We start from the raw sequence: 18,589 nt of genomic DNA, 5'->3' as shown, positions 1-18,589 counted from the left end.
TCCGCCCGCCGCGAACATCCCGGCGGAGCCGCTCCACCCGTTGCCAGAAAGGCCCCCGTGTCGCTGTTCTCCGACGACCCGCGCCCCTCCTCCTCCCCGCGCCGCCCGTGGGTCGGACCGGTCGTCCTCCTCTCGGGAGTCGCCCTCGTGGTCGGCCTGGGCGTCGCGCCCGCCCCCTACGTGATCGAGCAGCCCGGCCCGGTCTTCGACACCCTGGGCAGCAGCAAGGACGTCCCCCTCATCTCGATCCCGGACCGCACCACCTACCCCACGGCCGGCACGCTCGACATGCTCACCGTCTCGGTCGTCGGCAACCCGCAGAGCCTCCCCAACTGGGTCGAGGTCGCGAGCGCCTGGTTCGACCGGACCAAGGCGGTCGTCCCGGTCGACGCGATCTTCCCTCCCTCCTCCACGGTCGAGGAGCGCGACGAGGCGAACCAGGCCGAGATGACCGACTCCCAGCAGGAGGCGATCGCCGCCGCGCTCACCGAGCTCGGCCACCCCGTCGAGCAGCGCGTCTCGGTCGTGCAGGTGCCCGAGGGCTCCCCTGCCGAGGGCGTCCTGGAGGCGGGGGACGAGATCCTCGCGGTCGCCGGGACCCCTGTCGCCGACGCGACCGCCCTGCGCGCGACCCTGCAGACCCTGGGCACCGGCTCCCCGGTGCAGATCAGCATCGAGCGCGAGGGCGCACGGCAGGAGGTGGAGGTCACGCCGCGCGACTCGAACGGCGCCGCCGTCATCGGCGTCCTCCCCGGCGCGGCCTTCGACTTCCCGTTCGAGGTCGACATCCAGCTGGACGACGTGGGCGGGCCGAGCGCCGGGATGATGTTCGCCCTCGGGATCATCGACAAGCTCACCGAGGGCGAGCTCAACGGCGGGCGGAGCGTCGCCGGGACCGGCACGATCGACGCGGCCGGCGAGGTCGGCGCCATCGGCGGGATCCGCCAGAAGCTCTACGGGGCGAAGGGCGCCGGCGCGGAGTACTTCCTCGCACCCGCGACCAACTGCAACGAGGTCGTCGGCCACGTCCCCGACGGGCTCGACGTGCTCGCGGTCTCGACCCTCGACGACGCCCTCGCCGCCCTGAAGGGCATCGCCGCGGGCGACACCTCCGGCCTGCCGGACTGCAGCACCGCCGCTCCCCTCGACTGATCCCACCCGCCGACCCCGGGTCGACGCCCAGGTGAGCCGGACAGCCGTCGCATAGCATGGGTGGCCTCCCCTCACATCTCGACAGCAAGAGGCCCTCACGTGAGTTCCACAGCAACCGAAACCCCGCCGCGGAAGAGACGGAGCGTCCTCGCCGTCACTGTCGTGGTGGTGGCCTTCCTGGTGGTGGCGTTCTTCGTCTTCGCCGGTCTGTACACCGACATCCTCTGGTACGACCAGCTCGGCTTCCTCTCCGTCCTCACGACGCAGTGGGCGGCGGCGGGGGGGCTCTTCGTCATCGGCTTCGTCGCCATGGCCGTGCCGGTGTTCATCAGCCTGATGCTGGCGTACCGCCTCCGGCCGGTCTATGCGAAGCTCAACTCGCAGATCGACCGCTACCAGCAGGTCGTGGAGCCGCTGCGGCGCCTGGCCACCTTCGGGATCCCCGCGGTGCTCGGCCTCTTCGCCGGCGTGTCCTCCGCCACCCGCTGGCAGACGAGCCTCACCTTCTGGAACCGCACGCCCTCGGGCACCACGGATCCGCAGTTCGGCCTCGACACGTCGTTCTACCTCTTCGAGCTGCCCTTCTACCAGAGCATCGTCGGCTTCGCGTCGGCGGTCCTCCTGATCTCGGCGTTCGCGACCCTCGCCACCGGCTACCTCTACGGAGCGATCCGGGTGAACGGCCGCGAGATCCGCATCTCGAAGGCCTCGCGCATCCAGCTGGCGGTCATCGCCGCCCTCTACCTCGCCGTGCAGGCGGTCAGCCTCTGGCTCGACCAGTACGCGACGCTCGCGCAGCAGGGGCCCCGCATCACCGGCGCCACCTACTCGACCGTCAACGCGACGATCCCGGGCCTGCAGATCCTGGCCGGCATCGCTGCGCTGGTCGCGATCCTCTTCGTCGTCACCGCCTTCATCGGCCGCTGGCGCTTCCCGGTCATCGGCACCGCGCTGCTTATCGTGTCGAGCCTGCTCGTCGGCTCCCTCTACCCGTGGATCGTGCAGAAGTTCCAGGTCGAGCCCAACGAGCGCACGCTCGAGCAGCCCTTCATCCAGAACAACATCGACATGACCCGCCAGGCCTACGGGGTCAGCGACGTCGACGTCATCCCCTACGAGGCGACCACCGACGCGGAGCCGGGCGCCCTGCGCTCGGACGCCGAGACCACCGCGAACATCCGCATCCTCGACCCCGCCGTGGTCACCGACGCGTTCTCGCAGCTGCAGCAGTTCCGCCAGTACTACAAGTTCGGCGACACGCAGAACGCGCTCGACGTCGACCGCTACTCCATCGACGGATCGACGCAGGACGCCGTGGTCGGCGTCCGCGAGCTGAACCTCAACGGCCTCGGCACCAACCAGACCTGGTACAACCAGACGCTCGTCTACACGCACGGCTACGGCCTGGTCGCCGCCTACGGCAACCAGCGCTCGGCCGACGGCGAGCCGGTGTTCATCGAGTCCGGCGTCCCGACCACGGGCGACCTCGGCGACTACGAGCCGCGGATCTACTTCGGCGAGAACTCCCCGCCGTACTCGATCGTGGGCGGCAACGACTCGCGCGACATCGAGCTCGACTACCCCTCGGGCACCGACGGCGCGCAGCAGACCTACACGACCTTCGACGGCGAGGGCGGCCCCGCTCTCGACAACGTCTTCAAGAAGCTCGTCTACGCGATCAAGTTCCAGTCCGAGCAGATCTTCCTCTCGGACGGCGTGAACGACGACTCGCAGATCCTCTACGACCGCGATCCCGTGCAGCGCGTCCAGAAGGTCGCGCCGTACCTCAAGCTCGACTCCGACGCCTACCCGACCGTCGTCGACGGCCGCGTGAAGTGGGTCGTCGACGGGTACACCACCTCGGCCGACTACCCGTACTCGGAGGTGCAGAGCCTCTCGCAGGCGATCGCCGACACGAACACGCAGCAGCAGTTCCCGACCGACGACGTCAACTACATCCGCAACTCGGTCAAGGCGACGGTCGACGCGTACGACGGCAGCGTCACGCTCTACGCGTGGGACACCGAGGACCCGATCCTGCAGACCTGGCAGAAGATCTTCCCGACCACGGTGAAGCCCGTGAGCGACATGTCGGGCGAGCTGCTCAGCCACGTCCGCTACCCGGAGGACCTCTTCAAGGTCCAGCGCGCGGTCCTCGGCACCTACCACGTCACCGACGCGGGCTCCTTCTACTCCCGCGAGGACGCCTGGGCGACGCCGAACGACCCGACCAGCGGAGCCGCGACCACGGCCGCCGCGACCGGCACCAGCCTGCAGCCGCCGTACTACCTGACGCTGCAGACGCCGGACCAGGACGTCCCGTCGTACTCGCTCTACTCGACGTACATCCCGGCGAGCGTCCAGGGCGCGCAGGCCAGTCGCAACGTGCTGACCGGCTACCTCGTGGCCGACTCCGACGCCGGCTCGACGGCGGGCTCCGTGGCCGACGGCTACGGCACCCTCCGCCTGCTCGAGCTGCCGAAGGACGACACAGTGCCCGGTCCCGGCCAGGTGCAGAACGCCTTCACGACCGACCCGACGGTCGCGAACGAGCTGAACATCCTCTCCCGCGGCGACACCACCGTCACGAGGGGCAACCTGCTCACGCTGCCGGTCGGCGGCGGCCTGCTCTACGTCCAGCCGATCTACGTGCGCTCCAACGGAGACACGAGCTTCCCGCTCCTGCAGAAGGTGCTGGTCGCGTTCGGCGACGACATCGCCTTCGAGGACACCCTCGACGCGGCCCTCGACAGCCTCTTCGGCGGCGACTCGGGAGCCGACGCGGGCGACACCGGCACGCCGACGACTCCGGACGCGGGCACCGGCACCTCGGGCGGCGACACCGGAGGCGACGCGGGCGGCACGACCGGCGGGACCGGCACCACGCCGACCACGGGGGACCAGACGGCGCTCCAGCAGGCGCTGAACGACGCTCGCGACGCCCTCGCGGCCCGGGAGACGGCGCTCAAGTCCGGTGACCTGACCGCGTTCGCGGCGGCCGACGAGCAGCTGACCGAGGCGCTCTCGCGGGCGCTGCAGGCCGAGGGCGGCCAGTAGCCCGCATGGTGCAGGTCGACCGCGGCGAGCACCTCCGCTCGGGGGAGTGGCTCGAGCTCAACCGCACGTACTGGGAGGAGCGCACCGGCGAGGGTGCGCTCCACCCGGAGCTCGTCGCCGCGGCGCTCCGCGGCCCCGGGCCGCGGATACTCCAGCTCGGCTCGGGCGACGGGCTCGACGCGCTCGAGCTCGCCCAGCGCGGCGCCCGCGTGGTGGGCGTCGACTTCTCGATGCCGGCCGTGCGCCGAGCACGCGCCGCCGCAGCGGAGCGGGACCTCGCCGGCTCCGCCCGCTTCATCTGCGCGAACCTCTACGAGCTGCGGCACATGCTGCCGGAGCCCGACTCGTTCGACGTGGTGCTCAGCAGCGCCGGCGTCGTCTCGTGGCTCCCCGACCTGGAGGAGTGGGCGCGGCTGGTGGAGTGGTTCGTCGCCCCCGGCGGCGCGGTGCTCGTCGCCCCGTCGTCGTCCGCTCTCGTCGACGCCGACGTCCGCACCTGGTCGCGCACCTCGTCCGAGCTCGCAGCCGCCCTGACGGCGGTCGGGCTGAGCGTGGACGGGAGCGCCGTGCTGCGCGCCGCCAAGCCCGCCTGAGTCCGGAGCCCGCTCCCACCGCCGCGTCGATTTGCATCGGCGCCGGAACGCGTGTAATGTCTCTTCTTGTGCCGCGGGGTGGAGCAGTTCGGTAGCTCGCTGGGCTCATAACCCAGAGGTCGTAGGTTCAAATCCTGCCCCCGCAACAAGAAAGCGAAAGCCGGTCCTGAGAAGGGCCGGCTTTCGTCGTTAACGCCGGTCCGAGAACGGCGATCAGCGGCCGGGGCGCCCGGGCGGCGCGTCAGTCGGCCGCGATGACGCTGAGCACGTTCCCCGACGGATCGCGGAACCAGCAGATCGTCGGTCCGTGGCCGCGCATCACCCCGTCCGCATCGGTCGGCAGCGACGGGTCGTCGTAGATCGCCGTGGCGACGCCCGCCGCGTGCAGCTCGGCGACCGCGGCGTCGACGTCCTCCACCGAGAAGTTCAGGATCGTGAACGACGCCGGCGCGTGGTCCGGCTTCGGGTACGCGATCGCGCGGCCTCCGCCCGGCAGCCGGATGTCGAGGATCCCCATCGCGTTCACCTCGACCTCGAGCCCGAGCACTCCGCCGTAGAAGGCCCGCGCCGCCTCCACATCGTCCACGCTGAAGCCGCTGAACGCCCTCTCGCTCCGGATCATCGCCGTCCTCCGTCCCGCGGCCGCACCGTCGCGCCCGCTCCGCTCCGGACGCTACTCCGGTCACCCGCCCGCGTCACCGTCGGATCCGTCCGCGGCGCCGCCGACCGCGAGCCGAGCCCGCTCGACCCGCCTCCGCGGACCGGACTCCCGACGCTCCGCGCCAGCGCGTGTGCCGGACCGGCCCTCACGTTAGGCTCGACCCCGATGCGAGGGGTGCTGCTGTGAGGGACGAACGCGGGGAAGACGGCTCGAACGAGGGAGTCGGCGACCAGCCGACCCGACGGAGCCCGCGGCAGGCGCCGCATGCGCTGCCCGCGGCGCGCGTCGCCACTCCGGTCCTCACGCCCGTCCGCCCTGTGCGGCGCCGCCGGGGCCGCGTCTTCCGGACGACCGTCAGCACGGTCGCCCTCGCCGCCATCGCGGGCCTGGTGGCCGTCTCCGCGCTCCCCGCCTACTCCGTCGATCCGGTGCCCGACTCGCAGGCCGCGGTCGAGGCCGCCGCCCGCGTGCAGGCGCTCGGCAACCAGAAGCTCACCGTCGCGCCGACCGCCCTCCAGGAGCAGGTCATCCGCGACTCCTTCACCGCGCCGACCCAGGCCCAGCTCGACGAGGCCGCCGCCCAGGCGCGGGCGCTCGCCGCCGCGGAGCAGGCCGCCCGCGACGCCGAGACCGCCCGCCTGGCTCAGGAGGCGCAGGCCGCGGCAGGCACGACCGGCACGGACGGCGCCGCCGCGGGCAGCGGCGGCTCCAGCACCTCGGTCACGCCCCGCGAGGAGGGTGACGACTACCCCTGGCGCGACCAGCTCACCGACGACCAGGGCGGCGGCCTCTCGCCGCTGCGGTACTACTACCGCGAGTGCGTCGACTTCGTCGCCTGGCGGATCAACCGCGACCAGGGCTCGACGAGCGCCCCCTTCAAGTGGACCTGGGGCAACATGACCCCGGGCGGCGGCAGCGCCTACGCGTGGGCCGGCCAGTGGGCCTCCCACGGCTGGGTGACCAGCAGCACGCCCGTCCCCGGCGCGGTCGCCTGGTTCACCGGCAATCACGTCGCGTACGTGCAGGCCGTCAACTCCGACGGCACGGTCTCGCTCGAGGAGTACAACTGGGGCAACGACCACGCGTACCACAAGCGGACCATCCCGGCCTCCCAGGTCGCGCTCTTCCTCTACCCGCCGAGCTGATGACCGGCGCCGTCGGCATGGCCGTGGCGCAGTTCGCTCCCACGCAGGACCGGGAGGCGAACCTCGCGACGATCGGGCGCCTGGCCCGGATCGCCGCCGAGCGCGGCGCGAGCCTCGTGGTGCTGCCGGAGTACAGCTCCGCCTTCACCGATCCGCTCGGGCCCGAGCTGGTCGCCGCGGGCGAGGCGCTCGACGGGCCGTTCGTCACGGGTCTCGCAGCCCTCGCGCGCGAGCTCCGGATCCACCTCGTCGCGGGCATGGTCGAAGCGGTCGACGGCCACCGCATCGCGAACACGCTCGTCGCGCTCGACCCCGAGGGCGTGCTCGTCGCCCGCTACCGCAAGCTGCACCTGTACGACGCCTTCGGCCGGACCGAGTCGGAGTGGGTCGCCGCGGGAGAGATCGCCGCGCCCGAGACCTTCGTGGTCGGCGGCCTCGTCGTCGGCCTGCAGACCTGCTACGACCTGCGCTTCCCCGAGGTCAGCCGCTGGCTGGTCGACGCCGGGGTCGACGTCATCGCGGCACCGGCCGAGTGGGTGCGCGGCCCGCTCAAGGAGGCGCACTGGCGGACGCTGGTCACCGCTCGCGCGCTCGAGAACACGGTCTACCTCGTCGCAGCCGACCAGACGCCGCCGATCGGGGTCGGCACGAGCATGATCGTCGATCCGATGGGCGTCGAGATCGCCACTCTCGGCGAGGTCGAGGACGTCGCCGTCGCCTGGGTCTCACGCGAGCGGATCGACGCGGTGCGCGCGACGAACCCGGCTCTGGCGCTGCGGCGCTTCCGGGTGCTCCCGCTCTGAGCGCCGCCACCGCCGCCACTGCGCCGGGGAGCCGGCCGCATCCGGTGCCGCCGGCTCCTCAGCGCGCCATCCGGGCGAGGCCCGCGACCGCCGTCTCCAGCACCTCGAACCGCTTGCAGAACGCGAAGCGGACCAGCGACCGGTAGGCAGCGGCGTCCTCGGGGCGGCAGAACGCCGACACGGGCACCGCCACCACTCCCGCGAGCTCCGGGAGCGCCCGGCAGAGCGCGACTGCGTCGTCGTAGCCGAGCGGTGTCGCGTCCGCGACGACGAAATAGCCGCCCGAGGACGGCGCGACGCCGAAGCCGGCCGCGGCCAGGCCCGCCGACAGCAGGTCCTTCTTGGCCGCCAGCGTCCGCGCCACGCCGGTGAAGAAGGCGTCCGGGAGCCCGAGCCCGAGGGCGACGGCCCCCTGGAACGGCGAGCCGCTGACGTAGGTGAGGAACTGCTTGACCGCGAGGACGGCCGTGATCAGCTCGCGCGGGCCCGTGACCCAGCCGATCTTCCAGCCCGTGGTGCTGAAGGTCTTGCCCGCCGAGGAGACGGAGAGCGTCCGCTCGAAGGCTCCGGGAAGGGAGGCGAGCGGGACGTGCGGAGTGTCGAAGCGCAGGTGCTCGTAGACCTCGTCCGTCACGATCAGGGCGTCGTGCCGCTCGGCGAGCCGCACGATCAGCTCGCGGGTCTCTGCCGGGAGGACGGCACCGGTCGGGTTGTGCGGGTCGTTCACCAGGATGACCCTTGTCCTGTCGCTCACCGCGGCGGTCAGCTCGTCGTGGTCGACCGTGAAGGAGGGGCCGCGCAGGAGCACGGTGCGGTGCACCCCTCCGGCGAGGGCGATCAGGGCTCCGTAGGCGTCGTAGTGCGGAGTGAAGGTGAGGACCTCGTCGCCCGGCTCGAGCAGGCCCAGCAGAGCCGCGGCGAGGGCCTCGGTGGCACCCGTGGTGACGAGGACCTCGCCGTCGGGGTCGAGGGCGATCCCGGAGAAGCGCAGCCGGTGCGCGGCGATCGCCTCGCGCAGCACGGGGAAGCCGGGACCCGGCGGGTACTGGTTGATGCCCGACGCGATGGCGGCACGCGCGGCGTCGAGGATCTCGCGCGGGCCGTCCTCGTCCGGGAAGCCCTGGCCGAGGTTCACCGCTCCGGTGCGCAGGGCGAGCGCGCTCATCTCGCTGAAGACGGTGGCGGCGACCTCGCCGCCGGGGCCGAGGAGGCCGGCGCCCGCCGCGGCGCGGGACCAGGATCCGGGAATGCTCACGTGCCCAGTGTGCCCGCTCGGGGCGTCCGGCCGGTTTCATTTCCCGCTCGCAGGCCCGTCATAAGAAACGCCCAGGTACGATCGCCAAGCTATCCCCGCTTGGAAGGAGCAGCACCCATGACCGAGAGTCACGAGGGTCCTCGTCAGCCGGAGGAACCCACCACGCCGACGGAGTCCGGCGCCCGAGAGGCGACTGAGCGCACCCACGGCGAGAGCTCCGGAGCGTCGTCCTCGACCACCGGGCCCACCGAGCCGATCCACCAGGGCGGAGCGCACCGCGAGAGCGGGAACCCGACCGTCCCCTACCCCTCCTCCTCGGCCCCCCAGCCGCCGTACACGCCGAACGCGACGGCCGGCAACGAGGCGCAGCCCGTCTCCCAGCCCGCCCGCTACGGGCAGTACGCGCCGCCGGCGGCGAACACCCTGCACGGCTCCGAGGAGCCGCCCTCCTCGAGCCCCTTCGGCCCCGGCGCCGAGTACACCCCCGCCCCCACCGCCACGAAGCGCCGAGCCGGAGTGGGCGTCGTCGCGGCGCTCGCCATCGGCGCGGTCGTCGGCGGAGTCGCGGGAGCCGGCGTGTTCGGCCTCTGGTCCGCCTCCAACGGCGGCGGGACCCGCGTGGTCTCCGCCGGCGGCTCCCAGACGATCACGGTCAACAACGCCGAGGACGCGACGACCGCCACTGCGGTCGCCGCCAAGGCCACTCCGAGCGTCGTCACCATCGCGGTGAGCGGCAGCTCCTCCGCCGGCACCGGCTCCGGCATCGTGCTCTCGAAGGACGGCTACGTCCTGACCAACACCCACGTGGTCACCCTCGACGGCGAGATCGCGAACGGCACCGTGTCGGTCACCACCAGCGACGGCCGGATCTTCGACGCGACCGTCGTGGGCACGGACCCGACCCTCGACCTCGCCGTCATCAAGCTGACCGGCGCGACCGACCTCAGCCCGATGACGTTCGCGGACTCCACCAAGATCAACGTCGGCGACACGGCGGTCGCCATCGGCGCCCCGCTCGGCCTCTCCGGCACCGTGACCGACGGCATCGTCAGCGCGCTCAACCGCAGCATCCAGGTCGCCTCCTCGGCGGCTCCGGACGACTCGGGCGACAGCTCGAGCGGCGGCACCGAGAGCCCGTTCAACTTCGACATCCCGGGCCAGCAGGCGCCGACCCAGGCGAAGAGCACCATCTCGCTGCCCGTCATCCAGACGGACGCGGCGATCAACCCGGGCAACTCCGGCGGCGCGCTGCTCGACAGCGACGGCGAGCTGATCGGCGTGAACGTCGCGATCGCGAGCGCCGGCCAGTCCTCCTCGAGCGGCCAGTCCGGCAACATCGGAGTCGGGTTCGCGATCCCCAGCGCGATCGCGGAGCGCATCGCGAAGGAGATCATCGCGAACGGCTCGGCCTCGCACGGCCTGCTCGGCGCGAGCGTCTCGGACTCGACCGCGGACGTCCTCGGCGCCCGCATCGAGGAGGTCTCCGGAGGCGGTGCCGCGCAGGCGGCCGGTCTCGCCAAGGGCGACATCATCACCGCGATCGACAGCACTCCGATCACGAGTGCGTCCGACCTCACCGCGCAGGTCCGCGCGCAGGCCGCGAACGCCGCGGTCGAGCTGACCTACGTCCGCAACGGCCAGAGCTACCAGGCGAAGGCGACGCTGGGCCAGATGGCCGCCGGCTGATCCTCCGACGCCGCGCACAGCCCCTCGAGGATCCGTCCCCGGGGGGCTGTGCTCGGCCACCGCGCACAGCCCCTCGAGGATCCGTCCCCGGGGGGCTGTGCTCGGCCACCGCGCACAGCCCCTCGAGGATCCGTCCCCGGGGGCTGTTCCGCGTCCGGGCCGGGCCCCGGGGCGGGGCGGTCCCCGCTGGTAGGGTGGTGGATCCCTGCGCCCGCGCTCCTCCCGCACGAACTGGACCCATGCAGCCCGAGATCCCGGAAGACGACCTCTCCGACCTGCCCGGCGTCTCCTACGTCATGCCCGTCCTCAACGAGGTCGCGCACGTGCGCGCCGCGGTCGACTCGCTGCTGCACCAGGACTACGCCGGCCCCTTCGACGTCGTCCTCGCCGTCGCCCCGAGCATCGACGGCACGGAGGAGCTCGTCGCCGAGCTGAGCGCGGCCGATCCGCGGATCCGCGTCGTGCCGAACGAGGTCGGCTCCACTCCCGCTGGCCTCAACGCCGCGATCCGCGCCTCGCGCCACCCGGTCGTCGTCCGCGTCGACGCGCACTCCGTCCTGCCGCCCGAGTACGCGCGCACGGCCGTCGAGGCGCTGCAGCGCTCCGGAGCGGCGAACGTGGGCGGGGTGATGGCGGCGGAGGGGCTCACCCCGTTCCAGCGCGCGGTCGCCCGGGCGTACGGCTCGCGCATCGGCCTGGGCGGCACACCGCACCACGTCGGCGGCGAGGAGGGCCCGGCCGACACGGTCTACCTCGGCGTCTTCCGCCGCTCCGCCCTCGAGCGCGCCGGACTGTTCGACGAGCGCTTCAAGCGCGGGCAGGACTGGGAGCTGAACCGGCGGCTGCGCGAGCGCGGCGAGGTCGTCTGGTTCACTCCGCGGCTCACCGTCACCTACCGGCCGCGGCCCTCGATGCGCGCCCTGCTCCGGCAGTTCCTCTCGACCGGGATGTGGCGCGGCGAGCTGACCCGGATGTTCCCGGCCTCGCGGTCACTGCGCTACTTCGCCCCGCCCGTGCTCGTCGCGATGCTCGCCGTCGGGCTGATCGTCGGGCTGGCGGGAGTCCTCCAGGCGCTCGCCGGAGCCGCACCGTGGCTCCTGCTCGGGTTCGCGGTGCCCGTCGCCTACCTCCTCCTGGTCGCGGCGGCCACCCTCGTGGTCGCGCGGCCGGACGGCGCGCGTGCGATGCTGTGGTTCGCCGTGGTCATCCCGGCGGTCCACGTGGCCTGGGGGACCGGCTTCGTGCTCGGCTTCGCCGGGCTGACCAGCAACATCTCAGCCCACCGCCACCAGCCGCGGTCCGACTCGCCGAGGGGCGCATGACCACGACGACGAGACCCCGCTCCATCGCCGAGCTGCGCGCCGTCGCGCAGCCGCCGGAGGTGCGCGGGCGCCGCAACGCCGAGCACTGGACCGCGTCGCTCTACCTGCGCCGCTTCTCGCCGTACCTGACCTGGCTGCTGCTGAAGACCTCGATCTCGGCGAACGGCGTCACCGGGCTGATGATCCTGGTCGGCTGGAGCGCGGCGGCCGCCCTCCTGATCCCCGGGATCGCCGGAGCCGCGCTGGCGCTGCTCCTCGGCCAGCTGCAGATGCTGGTGGACTGCTGCGACGGCGAGGTCGCGCGCTGGCGTCGCACGTCCTCGCCGGCGGGCGTGTTCCTCGACAAGGTCGGGCACTACACGACCGAGGCGCTGATCCCGATCGCGCTCGGGCTGCGGGCGGCGGGCCTCCCGTTCGAGGCGCCGGCGGACTTCCTCTGGACGACGATCGGCTTCGCCCTGGCCCTGGTGATCGTCCTCAACAAGGCGCTCAACGACATGGTGCACGTGGCGCGCGCGAACGCCGGGCTCACGAAGCTGGCCGACACGAAGGGCGAGGCCGTGCCGTCCTCGTCCGGACTGGCGAGCCTGCGCCGGGCGGCCCGCTTCCTGCCCTTCCACCGCCTCTACCACTCCGTCGAGCTGACGATGCTGGCCTTCGCGGCAGCGCTCGTGGGCCTCGTCGTCGGAGCGGGAACGGCCGACCGGGTCCTCGTGGGGGCGCTGCTGCCGCTCGCCCTCCTCGCTCTGGCCGGCCACTTCGTCGCGATCATGGCCTCCAAGCGTGTCCGCTCCTGAGCCCCGGGTCGGCGTCGTCGTCCTGACGCAGGGGACCCGGCCCGACGACCTCGCCGCGGGGCTGGCCGGCGTCCTCGCGCAGGAGGGCGTCGACCTCGACGTCGTCTGCGTCGGCAACGGCTGGGAGCCGGACGGCCTGCCCGAGGGAGTGCGGGCCCTGGCGCTCCCCGAGAACCTCGGCATCCCGGCCGGCCGGAACGCCGGAGTCGACGCCGTCGCGGGGGAGTACCTCTTCTTCCTCGACGACGACGCCCGGATCCCGTCCCCGCGCTTCCTCGTCCACGCGGTCGCGCTGCTCGCCTCGAACCGCCGCATCGGCCTGGTCCAGCCCCGCGTCGACAGCACGGACGGCACGCCGAGCCCGCGGCGCTGGATCCCGCGCATCCTCAAGGGCGACCCCCGCCGCTCCGGCCCCGTCTTCTCGGTCTGGGAGGGAGCGGTCGTGCTGCGGCGCGACGTGTTCACCCGGACGGGCGGCTGGGCGGCTCCCTTCTTCTACGCCCATGAGGGCATCGAGCTGGCCTGGCGGGTCTGGGACACGGGACGCACCGCCTGGTACGCGGGAGAGCTCGTCGCCCAGCACCCGGTCATCCAGCCGACCCGCCACGCCGACTACTACCGGCTGAACGCGCGCAACCGCGTCTGGCTCGCCCGCCGCAACCTCGCGGCGCCTCTGGCGCTCGTCTACGTGGGGTCCTGGACCGCGATCCAGTGCCTCCGCTGGCGTCGCGACCCGTCCGCCCTGCGCGCCTGGTTCGCCGGCTGGCGGGAGGGATGGCGCTCGGATCCGGGCGGCCGGCGCGTCCTCTCGGCTCGGACGGTGCTCCGGATGGCGTTCGCCGGGCGTCCGCCGATCGTCTAGCATCGGGGAATCCGCCCCCGCCGGGGCCCCCGAAAGGACGACGGTGTTCGATTCGACCCAGCTCTCCCCGCCCGAGCGCGCCGAGGCGGAGGCGACCCCTGCCGGACCGGACCTCCTCACGGCGGTCCGCGAGCGCCTCGGCGCCGTCGACGACGAGTTCTCCGGCCGCCTCGACGAGCACCTCCCGCGCCTGGTCGATCTGCTCGCCACGGTGTACGCCGGCCGCGACGACCTCGAGGACCAGCTGGTCGCGATCGTCGAGCTCGCCGCCGCCTCCTGGGAGGAGCGGCCCGAGGAGCTCCGCGCGCTCGACCGCACTCGCGAGCAGCACCCGACGTGGTTCCTCTCGAACAAGGCGCTGGGCGGCGTCTGCTACGTCGACCGCTACGCCGGCGACCTCGAGGGGCTGCGCGCCGAGATCCCGTACTTCCGCGAGATCGGGCTGAACTACCTGCACCTGATGCCGCTCTTCGACGCGCCCGAGGGCGAATCGGACGGAGGGTACGCGGTCTCGAGCTACCGGCGCGTGCGCCCGGACCTCGGCGACATGGAGCAGCTCCGCGGGTTGGCCTCCGAGCTGCGCGAGCAGGGCATCGCGCTCGTGGTCGACTTCGTCTTCAACCACACTTCGAACGAGCACGAGTGGGCGCAGCGCGCGCTCGCCGGCGAGCAGCGCTTCGAGGACTACTACTGGATCTACCCGGATCGGGAGCAGCCCGACGCCTTCGAGCGCACGACGCGCGAGATCTTCCCGGAGGACCACCCCGGCTCCTTCGTCCAGCTGGAGGACGGCCGCTGGGTCTGGACGACGTTCCACCGCTACCAGTGGGACCTGAACTACTCCAACCCCGAGGTGTTCCGGGCGATGGCGGGCGAGATGCTCTTCCTCGCCAACCAGGGGGTCGACGCCCTGCGGATGGACGCGGTCGCGTTCATCTGGAAGGAGCTCGGCACCACCTGCGAGTCGCAGCCTCAGGCGCACCTGCTGCTGCGCGCGTTCAACGAGGTCTGCCGCCTGGCCGCTCCGGCGCTGCTGTTCAAGTCGGAGGCGATCGTGCACCCCGACGAGGTGATCGAGTACATCGACGTCGAGGAGTGCCAGCTCTCGTACAACCCGCTGCAGATGGCGCTCACCTGGGAGGCGCTCGCCACCCGCGACGTCCGCCTCCTCGCGCAGGCGCTCGAGCGCCGGCACGCCCTCCCCGAGGGCACGGCCTGGGTCAACTACGTGCGCGGGCACGACGACATCGGCTGGACCTTCGCCGACGAGGACGCCGCCGAGCTCGGGATCGACGCCGCCGGCCACCGCCGCTTCCTCAACGACTTCTACACCGACCGGTTCGACGGCACCTTCGCCCGCGGAGTCCCGTTCCAGGAGAACCCGCGCACCGGCGACCGCCGCGTCTCGGGCACGACCGCGTCCCTCGCCGGAGTGGAGGCGGGCGACGCCTACGGGATCGACCGCGTGCTGCTCGCGCACTCGATCGCCCTGAGCACCGGCGGTCTGCCCCTGCTCTACCTCGGCGACGAGGTCGGCCAGCTCAACGACCACGGCTACCTCGACGACCCGACGACGGTCGGCGACTCGCGCTGGGTGAACCGGCCGCGCCGCCCCGCGGAGCGCTACGACGAGCGCGAGGTCCCGGGGACGGCAGCGAGCGAGGTCTTCGGCGGGCTCCTGCACCTGATCGCCGTGCGCAAGGCCGTGCCGATGTTCGCCGGCACCGAGCTGAGCGTCTTCGACCCGGTCAACGACCACGTGCTCGGCTACCAGCGCCCCGGCGACGGGGAGTCGGTGCTGGTTCTCGCGAACGTGTCGGACGAGGTCCAGGAGGTCGCGGCCGAGCGGTTCGGAGGGTTCGCCGCGGAGGCGGTCGACCTGGTCACCGAGATCGCGGTCGACCTGCGCGAGGGCTTCCGTCTCGCTCCGCTGCAGTTCGTCTGGCTGAGGGTGACCCCGGCCTGATCGGCCCGCCGGACGCCCCCGGCGCGGGGGCCGCCGGTACCCTGGAGCGGATGACTCCCGCTCCCCGTGCCCTGCTCGCCCGCCTCCGCACCGACGCGCGACTCGCGCGCAAGGTGGGCGGCGAGTTGCTCGCGGCCCGCCGGGCCCGCCACGCGGTGGCCCGGCTGCTCGCGGAGCGCGGGCCGCTGCCCGAGGGCCGCTTCGAGATCGGCGTCTACTTCGCCGACGGCGACATCAACCTGTACCAGCTGCGGCAGTGGTACCGACCGCTGGCCGAGCTGGCGCTGACGCACCCGGTCGTCCTGCTCAGCCGCAACGCCGGCGCCGCGGAGGTGCTGCTGCACGAGAGCCCGGTCCCTGTCGCCTACGTCCGCTCCGTCGCCGACCTCGAGAGCACCATCGCGAGCCAGCCGCTGAGGATCGTGCTCTACGTCAACCAGAACGCCCGCAACTTCCAGATGATGCGCTACGGGCGCCGCTGGCACGTCTTCGTCAACCACGGCGAGAGCGACAAGATGTACATGACGACGAACCAGTTCAAGGCGTACGACTACAGCCTGATCGCCGGGGACGCCGCCCTCGCCCGGCTGCACCGCGTGCTCTGGGACTACGACTTCGACAAGCGCGCCCTCGCCATCGGCCGCCCGCAGGCCGACCACTTCGCCGGCGCCGTGCCGCTCACGCCCGACGAGCGGCGCGTGGTGCTCTACGCGCCGACCTGGGAGGGCGACCGCCCCGCCGCGGGTTACGGCTCGATCCGGAGCCACGGCACGGACCTCGTGCGCGGGCTCCTGGCCGACCCGCGGTTCCGGCTCGTCTACCGCCCGCATCCCCGCAGCGGGGCGGTCGACTCCGACTACGCCGCGGCCGACCGGGCGATCGTCGCGATGATCACCGCTGCCAACGCCGCCGATCCGCGCGCCGGCCACGTGCACGACACCGGTGCCGAGCTCGGCTGGCAGCTCGCCGCCGCCGACCTCGCGATCCTCGACGTCTCGGCGATGGTCTACGACCGGCTGGCCACGGGGCGCCCCCTGCTGGTCACCCGGCCCGTCAGCGCCGAGGCGGAGGTCGACGAGAGCGGCTACCTCGGCGACGCGGAGTGGCTGCGCGCCGAGGACGCCTCCGCGATCGTCGCGCGGATCGACAGCGCCGAGCACGATCCGGAGTCGGTCGAGCGGCTGGAGCGCTGGGTGCACCGCTACTTCGGCGACACGTCCCCCGGAGCGGCGACGCGGCGCTTCCACGCGGCGATCGAGCACCTGCTCGCGGAGTGGGAGCGCCACGCCGCTCTGCACCGGGGCGACGGCGCGGTCGACGACCACGATCCGGAGGGCTGAGCGGGCGGCAGCACCGCCCGGACCGCCGCGTCAAGGGTGGGCCCCGTCGCCGGGCGGCCTCCCGGCGCCCCGCTACGCTCGTCCCATGATGACCCCGCGCGCCTTCGCCCGCTCCCGCCGGCGCCGGTCGGCACCCGCCCAGCCCGCGGTCGAGCCGGACATCGTGGTCTCCGCCGACCCGGAGAAGCCGGTCTTCACGATCCGCTCCTTCCGCATCGGGCTGTTCGGCGCGCTGGGCGTGCTGGTGGCGCTCGTCCTGGGCGGCCTCGTCGTGCAGCTGGGCACGGTGCTGACCTACATCTTCGTGGCGCTGTTCTTCGCGCTCGGCCTCGATCCGCTGGTCTCCTGGCTCGAGAGCAAGCGCCTGCCGCGGCCGCTGGCGATCACGGCGGTGTTCGCCGCGGTGGTGCTGATCTTCGCCGGTCTGCTGGTCTACATCATCCCGATCCTGGTCGAGCAGCTGACGATGTTCGTCACGAGCGCTCCGCAGATCGTCACCGACATCGCCTCGCAGCAGTGGGTGCTCGACCTCGAGCAGCAGCTGCGCGGCGTGATCGACATCGACGAGCTGATCGAGAGCGTCCAGAGCTTCATCGGCAACCCCAACAACCTGCTCTCGCTCGGCGGCGGACTGATCGCGGTCGGGACCGGGATCGCCAGCGGCGTGACCGGCGCCGTCATCGTGCTGATCCTGACGCTGTACTTCCTCGCGTCGCTGCGCTCGATGAAGGCCGTCGCCTACCGCTTCGCCCCCGCCTCGCACCGCGCGAAGGCGCACGAGGTCGGCGACGAGATCACCGGCGCCGTGGGCCGCTACGTGGTCGGCCAGGTCTCGCTGGCCGGGGTGAACGGGGTGCTCACGTTCATCCTGCTGCTCTCGATCGGCGCCCCGGTGCCGGCGCTGCTGGCCTGCGTCGCGTTCCTCGGCTCCTTGATCCCGCTGGTCGGCACGCTCTCGGGCGCCGTGATCATCTCGCTCGCCTGCCTCCTGGCCTCGCCGCTGACCGCGCTGGTCGCCGCGATCTACTACCTCGTCTACATGCAGGTCGAGGCGTACCTCCTCAGCCCCCGCATCATGAACAAGGCCGTCTCGGTCCCCGGTGCGGTCGTCGTGATCGCGGCGGTCGCGGGCGGCACCATCGCGGGCGTGCTCGGCGCCCTGGTCGCGATCCCGGTCGCGGCGTCGGTGATCATCGTCGTGCAGAAGGTCGTCTTCCCCCGCCAGGACGCCAAGTAGCGGACCGCACCGCGACGGCCGGTCCGCTCAGCGCCAGGGCGGCACCGCGCCGTCGACCGCGGCGGTGAAGCGGCGGACCGACTCCGGGACCACGACGCCCTCCTCCGCCGGCACCGGCATGAGTGTGCGGGTGACCAGCGGCACGACGCCCGCCCAGACCCCTGCCTCGGGCTCGTCGCCCGCTCCGTGCGCGCGCACCTTCAGGCTCGCCTCGGCCAGGGGGAGGCGCAGCACCAGCGTCGCCGCGATCTCGCGGGCGGTGCTCGGCCGCACCTCCTCGTCGCGCCCCGGCAGGAGGCGCGCCACCAGCAGGTCGAGGGCCCTCGCCTTCTCCTCGCCCTCCAGCGCCTCGGCGCGGCCGATCACCATCGCCGAGCGGTAGTTCATCGAGCTGTCGAAGGTGGAGCGGGCGACGACCAGTCCGTCGACCAGCGTGACCGAGGCGGTGAGGAGCGAGTGCCGCGCCGCCTCCCGCAGCAGTCCTCCGCCGCTCGACCCGTGCAGCAGGAGGGAGTCGCCGTCGCGGGCGAACAGGATCGGCAGCACGATCGCGGCGCCGTCCCGCACGACGGCGACGTGGGCGATCAGCGCTTCGTCGAGCAGGGCGTGCAGCTCGGCGGGATCGGTGCGCTGGCGGTCGCGGAGACGGGAGACGCGGGTGCGGTCGGTGACGGGGAGACTGTCCATGTCGGAATCGTCCCGCGCCGACTGGA

Annotated in this window: 15 protein-coding genes and 1 tRNA gene; 13 read left to right on the top strand and 3 right to left on the bottom strand. The window is 72.7% G+C overall.

The window, feature by feature from the left end; genetic code table 11:
* Positions 1-57 precede the first annotated feature (57 nt).
* The 4 genes from C5D08_RS14555 to C5D08_RS14540 all read left to right on the top strand — a co-directional run bounded on the left by C5D08_RS14555 (position 58) and on the right by C5D08_RS14540 (position 4,948).
* Positions 58-1,152 carry a PDZ domain-containing protein gene (locus tag C5D08_RS14555; RefSeq protein ID WP_104277647.1) on the top strand — a complete coding sequence of 365 codons (1,095 nt, stop codon included), beginning with the start codon at positions 58-60 and terminating at the stop codon, positions 1,150-1,152.
* 99 nt (positions 1,153-1,251) lie between these two features.
* Positions 1,252-4,209, top strand: a complete 2,958-nt coding sequence (locus C5D08_RS14550) for a UPF0182 family protein (protein ID WP_181110039.1) — start codon at positions 1,252-1,254, stop codon at positions 4,207-4,209.
* Positions 4,210-4,214: 5 nt separating this feature from the next.
* Positions 4,215-4,802: a bifunctional 2-polyprenyl-6-hydroxyphenol methylase/3-demethylubiquinol 3-O-methyltransferase UbiG gene (locus C5D08_RS14545; protein WP_104277646.1), complete on the top strand. Its 588-nt coding sequence runs from the start codon at positions 4,215-4,217 to the stop codon at positions 4,800-4,802.
* Between the two features lie 72 nt (positions 4,803-4,874).
* A tRNA-Met gene (locus C5D08_RS14540) sits at positions 4,875-4,948 on the top strand.
* Positions 4,949-5,043: 95 nt separating this feature from the next.
* Here the strand turns inward: C5D08_RS14540 and C5D08_RS14535 are convergent.
* Positions 5,044-5,424: a VOC family protein gene (locus tag C5D08_RS14535; RefSeq protein WP_104277645.1), complete on the bottom strand. Its 381-nt coding sequence runs from the start codon at positions 5,422-5,424 to the stop codon at positions 5,044-5,046.
* Positions 5,425-5,645: 221 nt separating this feature from the next.
* Here C5D08_RS14535 and C5D08_RS14530 point away from each other — a divergent pair, with 221 nt between their 5' ends.
* Complete coding sequence (locus C5D08_RS14530; protein WP_181110041.1) at positions 5,646-6,608, top strand: CHAP domain-containing protein; 963 nt, start codon at positions 5,646-5,648, stop codon at positions 6,606-6,608.
* Positions 6,608-7,411: a carbon-nitrogen hydrolase family protein gene (locus tag C5D08_RS14525; protein ID WP_104277643.1), complete on the top strand. Its 804-nt coding sequence runs from the start codon at positions 6,608-6,610 to the stop codon at positions 7,409-7,411. Before C5D08_RS14530 ends, C5D08_RS14525 begins: the two co-directional genes overlap by 1 nt.
* Before the next feature lie 58 nt (positions 7,412-7,469).
* Here the strand turns inward: C5D08_RS14525 and C5D08_RS14520 are convergent, their stop codons facing one another.
* On the bottom strand, positions 7,470-8,666 hold the full coding sequence (locus C5D08_RS14520; protein WP_104277642.1) for an aminotransferase class I/II-fold pyridoxal phosphate-dependent enzyme: 1,197 nt from the start codon (positions 8,664-8,666) through the stop codon (positions 7,470-7,472).
* A gap of 117 nt (positions 8,667-8,783) precedes the next feature.
* Here C5D08_RS14520 and C5D08_RS14515 point away from each other — a divergent pair, with 117 nt between their 5' ends.
* The 7 genes from C5D08_RS14515 to C5D08_RS14485 all read left to right on the top strand — a co-directional run bounded on the left by C5D08_RS14515 (position 8,784) and on the right by C5D08_RS14485 (position 17,876).
* A complete protein-coding gene (locus C5D08_RS14515; protein WP_104277641.1) occupies positions 8,784-10,352 on the top strand; it encodes a S1C family serine protease in 1,569 nt (522 codons plus the stop codon).
* Positions 10,353-10,591: 239 nt separating this feature from the next.
* Positions 10,592-11,674 (top strand): glycosyltransferase family 2 protein, encoded by a 1,083-nt coding sequence (locus C5D08_RS14510; RefSeq protein ID WP_181110043.1) that lies wholly within the window; start codon positions 10,592-10,594, stop codon positions 11,672-11,674.
* On the top strand, positions 11,671-12,471 hold the full coding sequence (locus C5D08_RS14505) for a CDP-alcohol phosphatidyltransferase family protein (RefSeq protein ID WP_104277640.1): 801 nt from the start codon (positions 11,671-11,673) through the stop codon (positions 12,469-12,471). The genes C5D08_RS14510 and C5D08_RS14505 overlap by 4 nt, the downstream gene beginning before the upstream one ends.
* Entirely contained in the window at positions 12,458-13,333 is an 876-nt protein-coding gene (locus C5D08_RS14500) for a glycosyltransferase family 2 protein (RefSeq protein ID WP_104277639.1), read from the top strand. Before C5D08_RS14505 ends, C5D08_RS14500 begins: the two co-directional genes overlap by 14 nt.
* Positions 13,334-13,376: 43 nt before the next feature.
* Positions 13,377-15,299: an amylosucrase gene (locus C5D08_RS14495; RefSeq protein ID WP_104277638.1), complete on the top strand. Its 1,923-nt coding sequence runs from the start codon at positions 13,377-13,379 to the stop codon at positions 15,297-15,299.
* 50 nt (positions 15,300-15,349) lie between these two features.
* Complete coding sequence (locus tag C5D08_RS14490; RefSeq protein WP_181135469.1) at positions 15,350-16,639, top strand: hypothetical protein; 1,290 nt, start codon at positions 15,350-15,352, stop codon at positions 16,637-16,639.
* 85 nt (positions 16,640-16,724) lie between these two features.
* Entirely contained in the window at positions 16,725-17,876 is a 1,152-nt protein-coding gene (locus C5D08_RS14485; RefSeq protein ID WP_244229611.1) for an AI-2E family transporter, read from the top strand.
* Between the two features lie 27 nt (positions 17,877-17,903).
* Here C5D08_RS14485 and C5D08_RS14480 read toward each other — a convergent pair whose 3' ends face one another.
* Positions 17,904-18,563 (bottom strand): pyridoxamine 5'-phosphate oxidase family protein, encoded by a 660-nt coding sequence (locus tag C5D08_RS14480; protein ID WP_104277637.1) that lies wholly within the window; start codon positions 18,561-18,563, stop codon positions 17,904-17,906.
* Positions 18,564-18,589: the final 26 nt, after the last annotated feature.

Source organism: Rathayibacter sp. AY1B6 (assembly GCF_002932755.1).
Classification (GTDB): domain Bacteria; phylum Actinomycetota; class Actinomycetes; order Actinomycetales; family Microbacteriaceae; genus Rathayibacter.
The sequence above is the reverse complement of the archived record's forward strand: the minus strand, read 5'-3'. Positions and strand labels throughout refer to the sequence as shown.

Coding starts and splice junctions, on each gene's coding strand:
- C5D08_RS14545 (WP_104277646.1), top strand. CDS start 4,215: ATGGTGCAGGTCGACCGCGGCGAGCACCTCCGCTCGGGGGAGTGGCTC.
- C5D08_RS14490 (WP_181135469.1), top strand. CDS start 15,350: ATGACTCCCGCTCCCCGTGCCCTGCTCGCCCGCCTCCGCACCGACGCG.
- C5D08_RS14525 (WP_104277643.1), top strand. CDS start 6,608: ATGACCGGCGCCGTCGGCATGGCCGTGGCGCAGTTCGCTCCCACGCAG.
- C5D08_RS14485 (WP_244229611.1), top strand. CDS start 16,725: ATGATGACCCCGCGCGCCTTCGCCCGCTCCCGCCGGCGCCGGTCGGCA.
- C5D08_RS14480 (WP_104277637.1), bottom strand. CDS start 18,563: ATGGACAGTCTCCCCGTCACCGACCGCACCCGCGTCTCCCGTCTCCGC.
- C5D08_RS14510 (WP_181110043.1), top strand. CDS start 10,592: ATGCAGCCCGAGATCCCGGAAGACGACCTCTCCGACCTGCCCGGCGTC.
- C5D08_RS14535 (WP_104277645.1), bottom strand. CDS start 5,424: ATGATCCGGAGCGAGAGGGCGTTCAGCGGCTTCAGCGTGGACGATGTG.
- C5D08_RS14505 (WP_104277640.1), top strand. CDS start 11,671: ATGACCACGACGACGAGACCCCGCTCCATCGCCGAGCTGCGCGCCGTC.
- C5D08_RS14515 (WP_104277641.1), top strand. CDS start 8,784: ATGACCGAGAGTCACGAGGGTCCTCGTCAGCCGGAGGAACCCACCACG.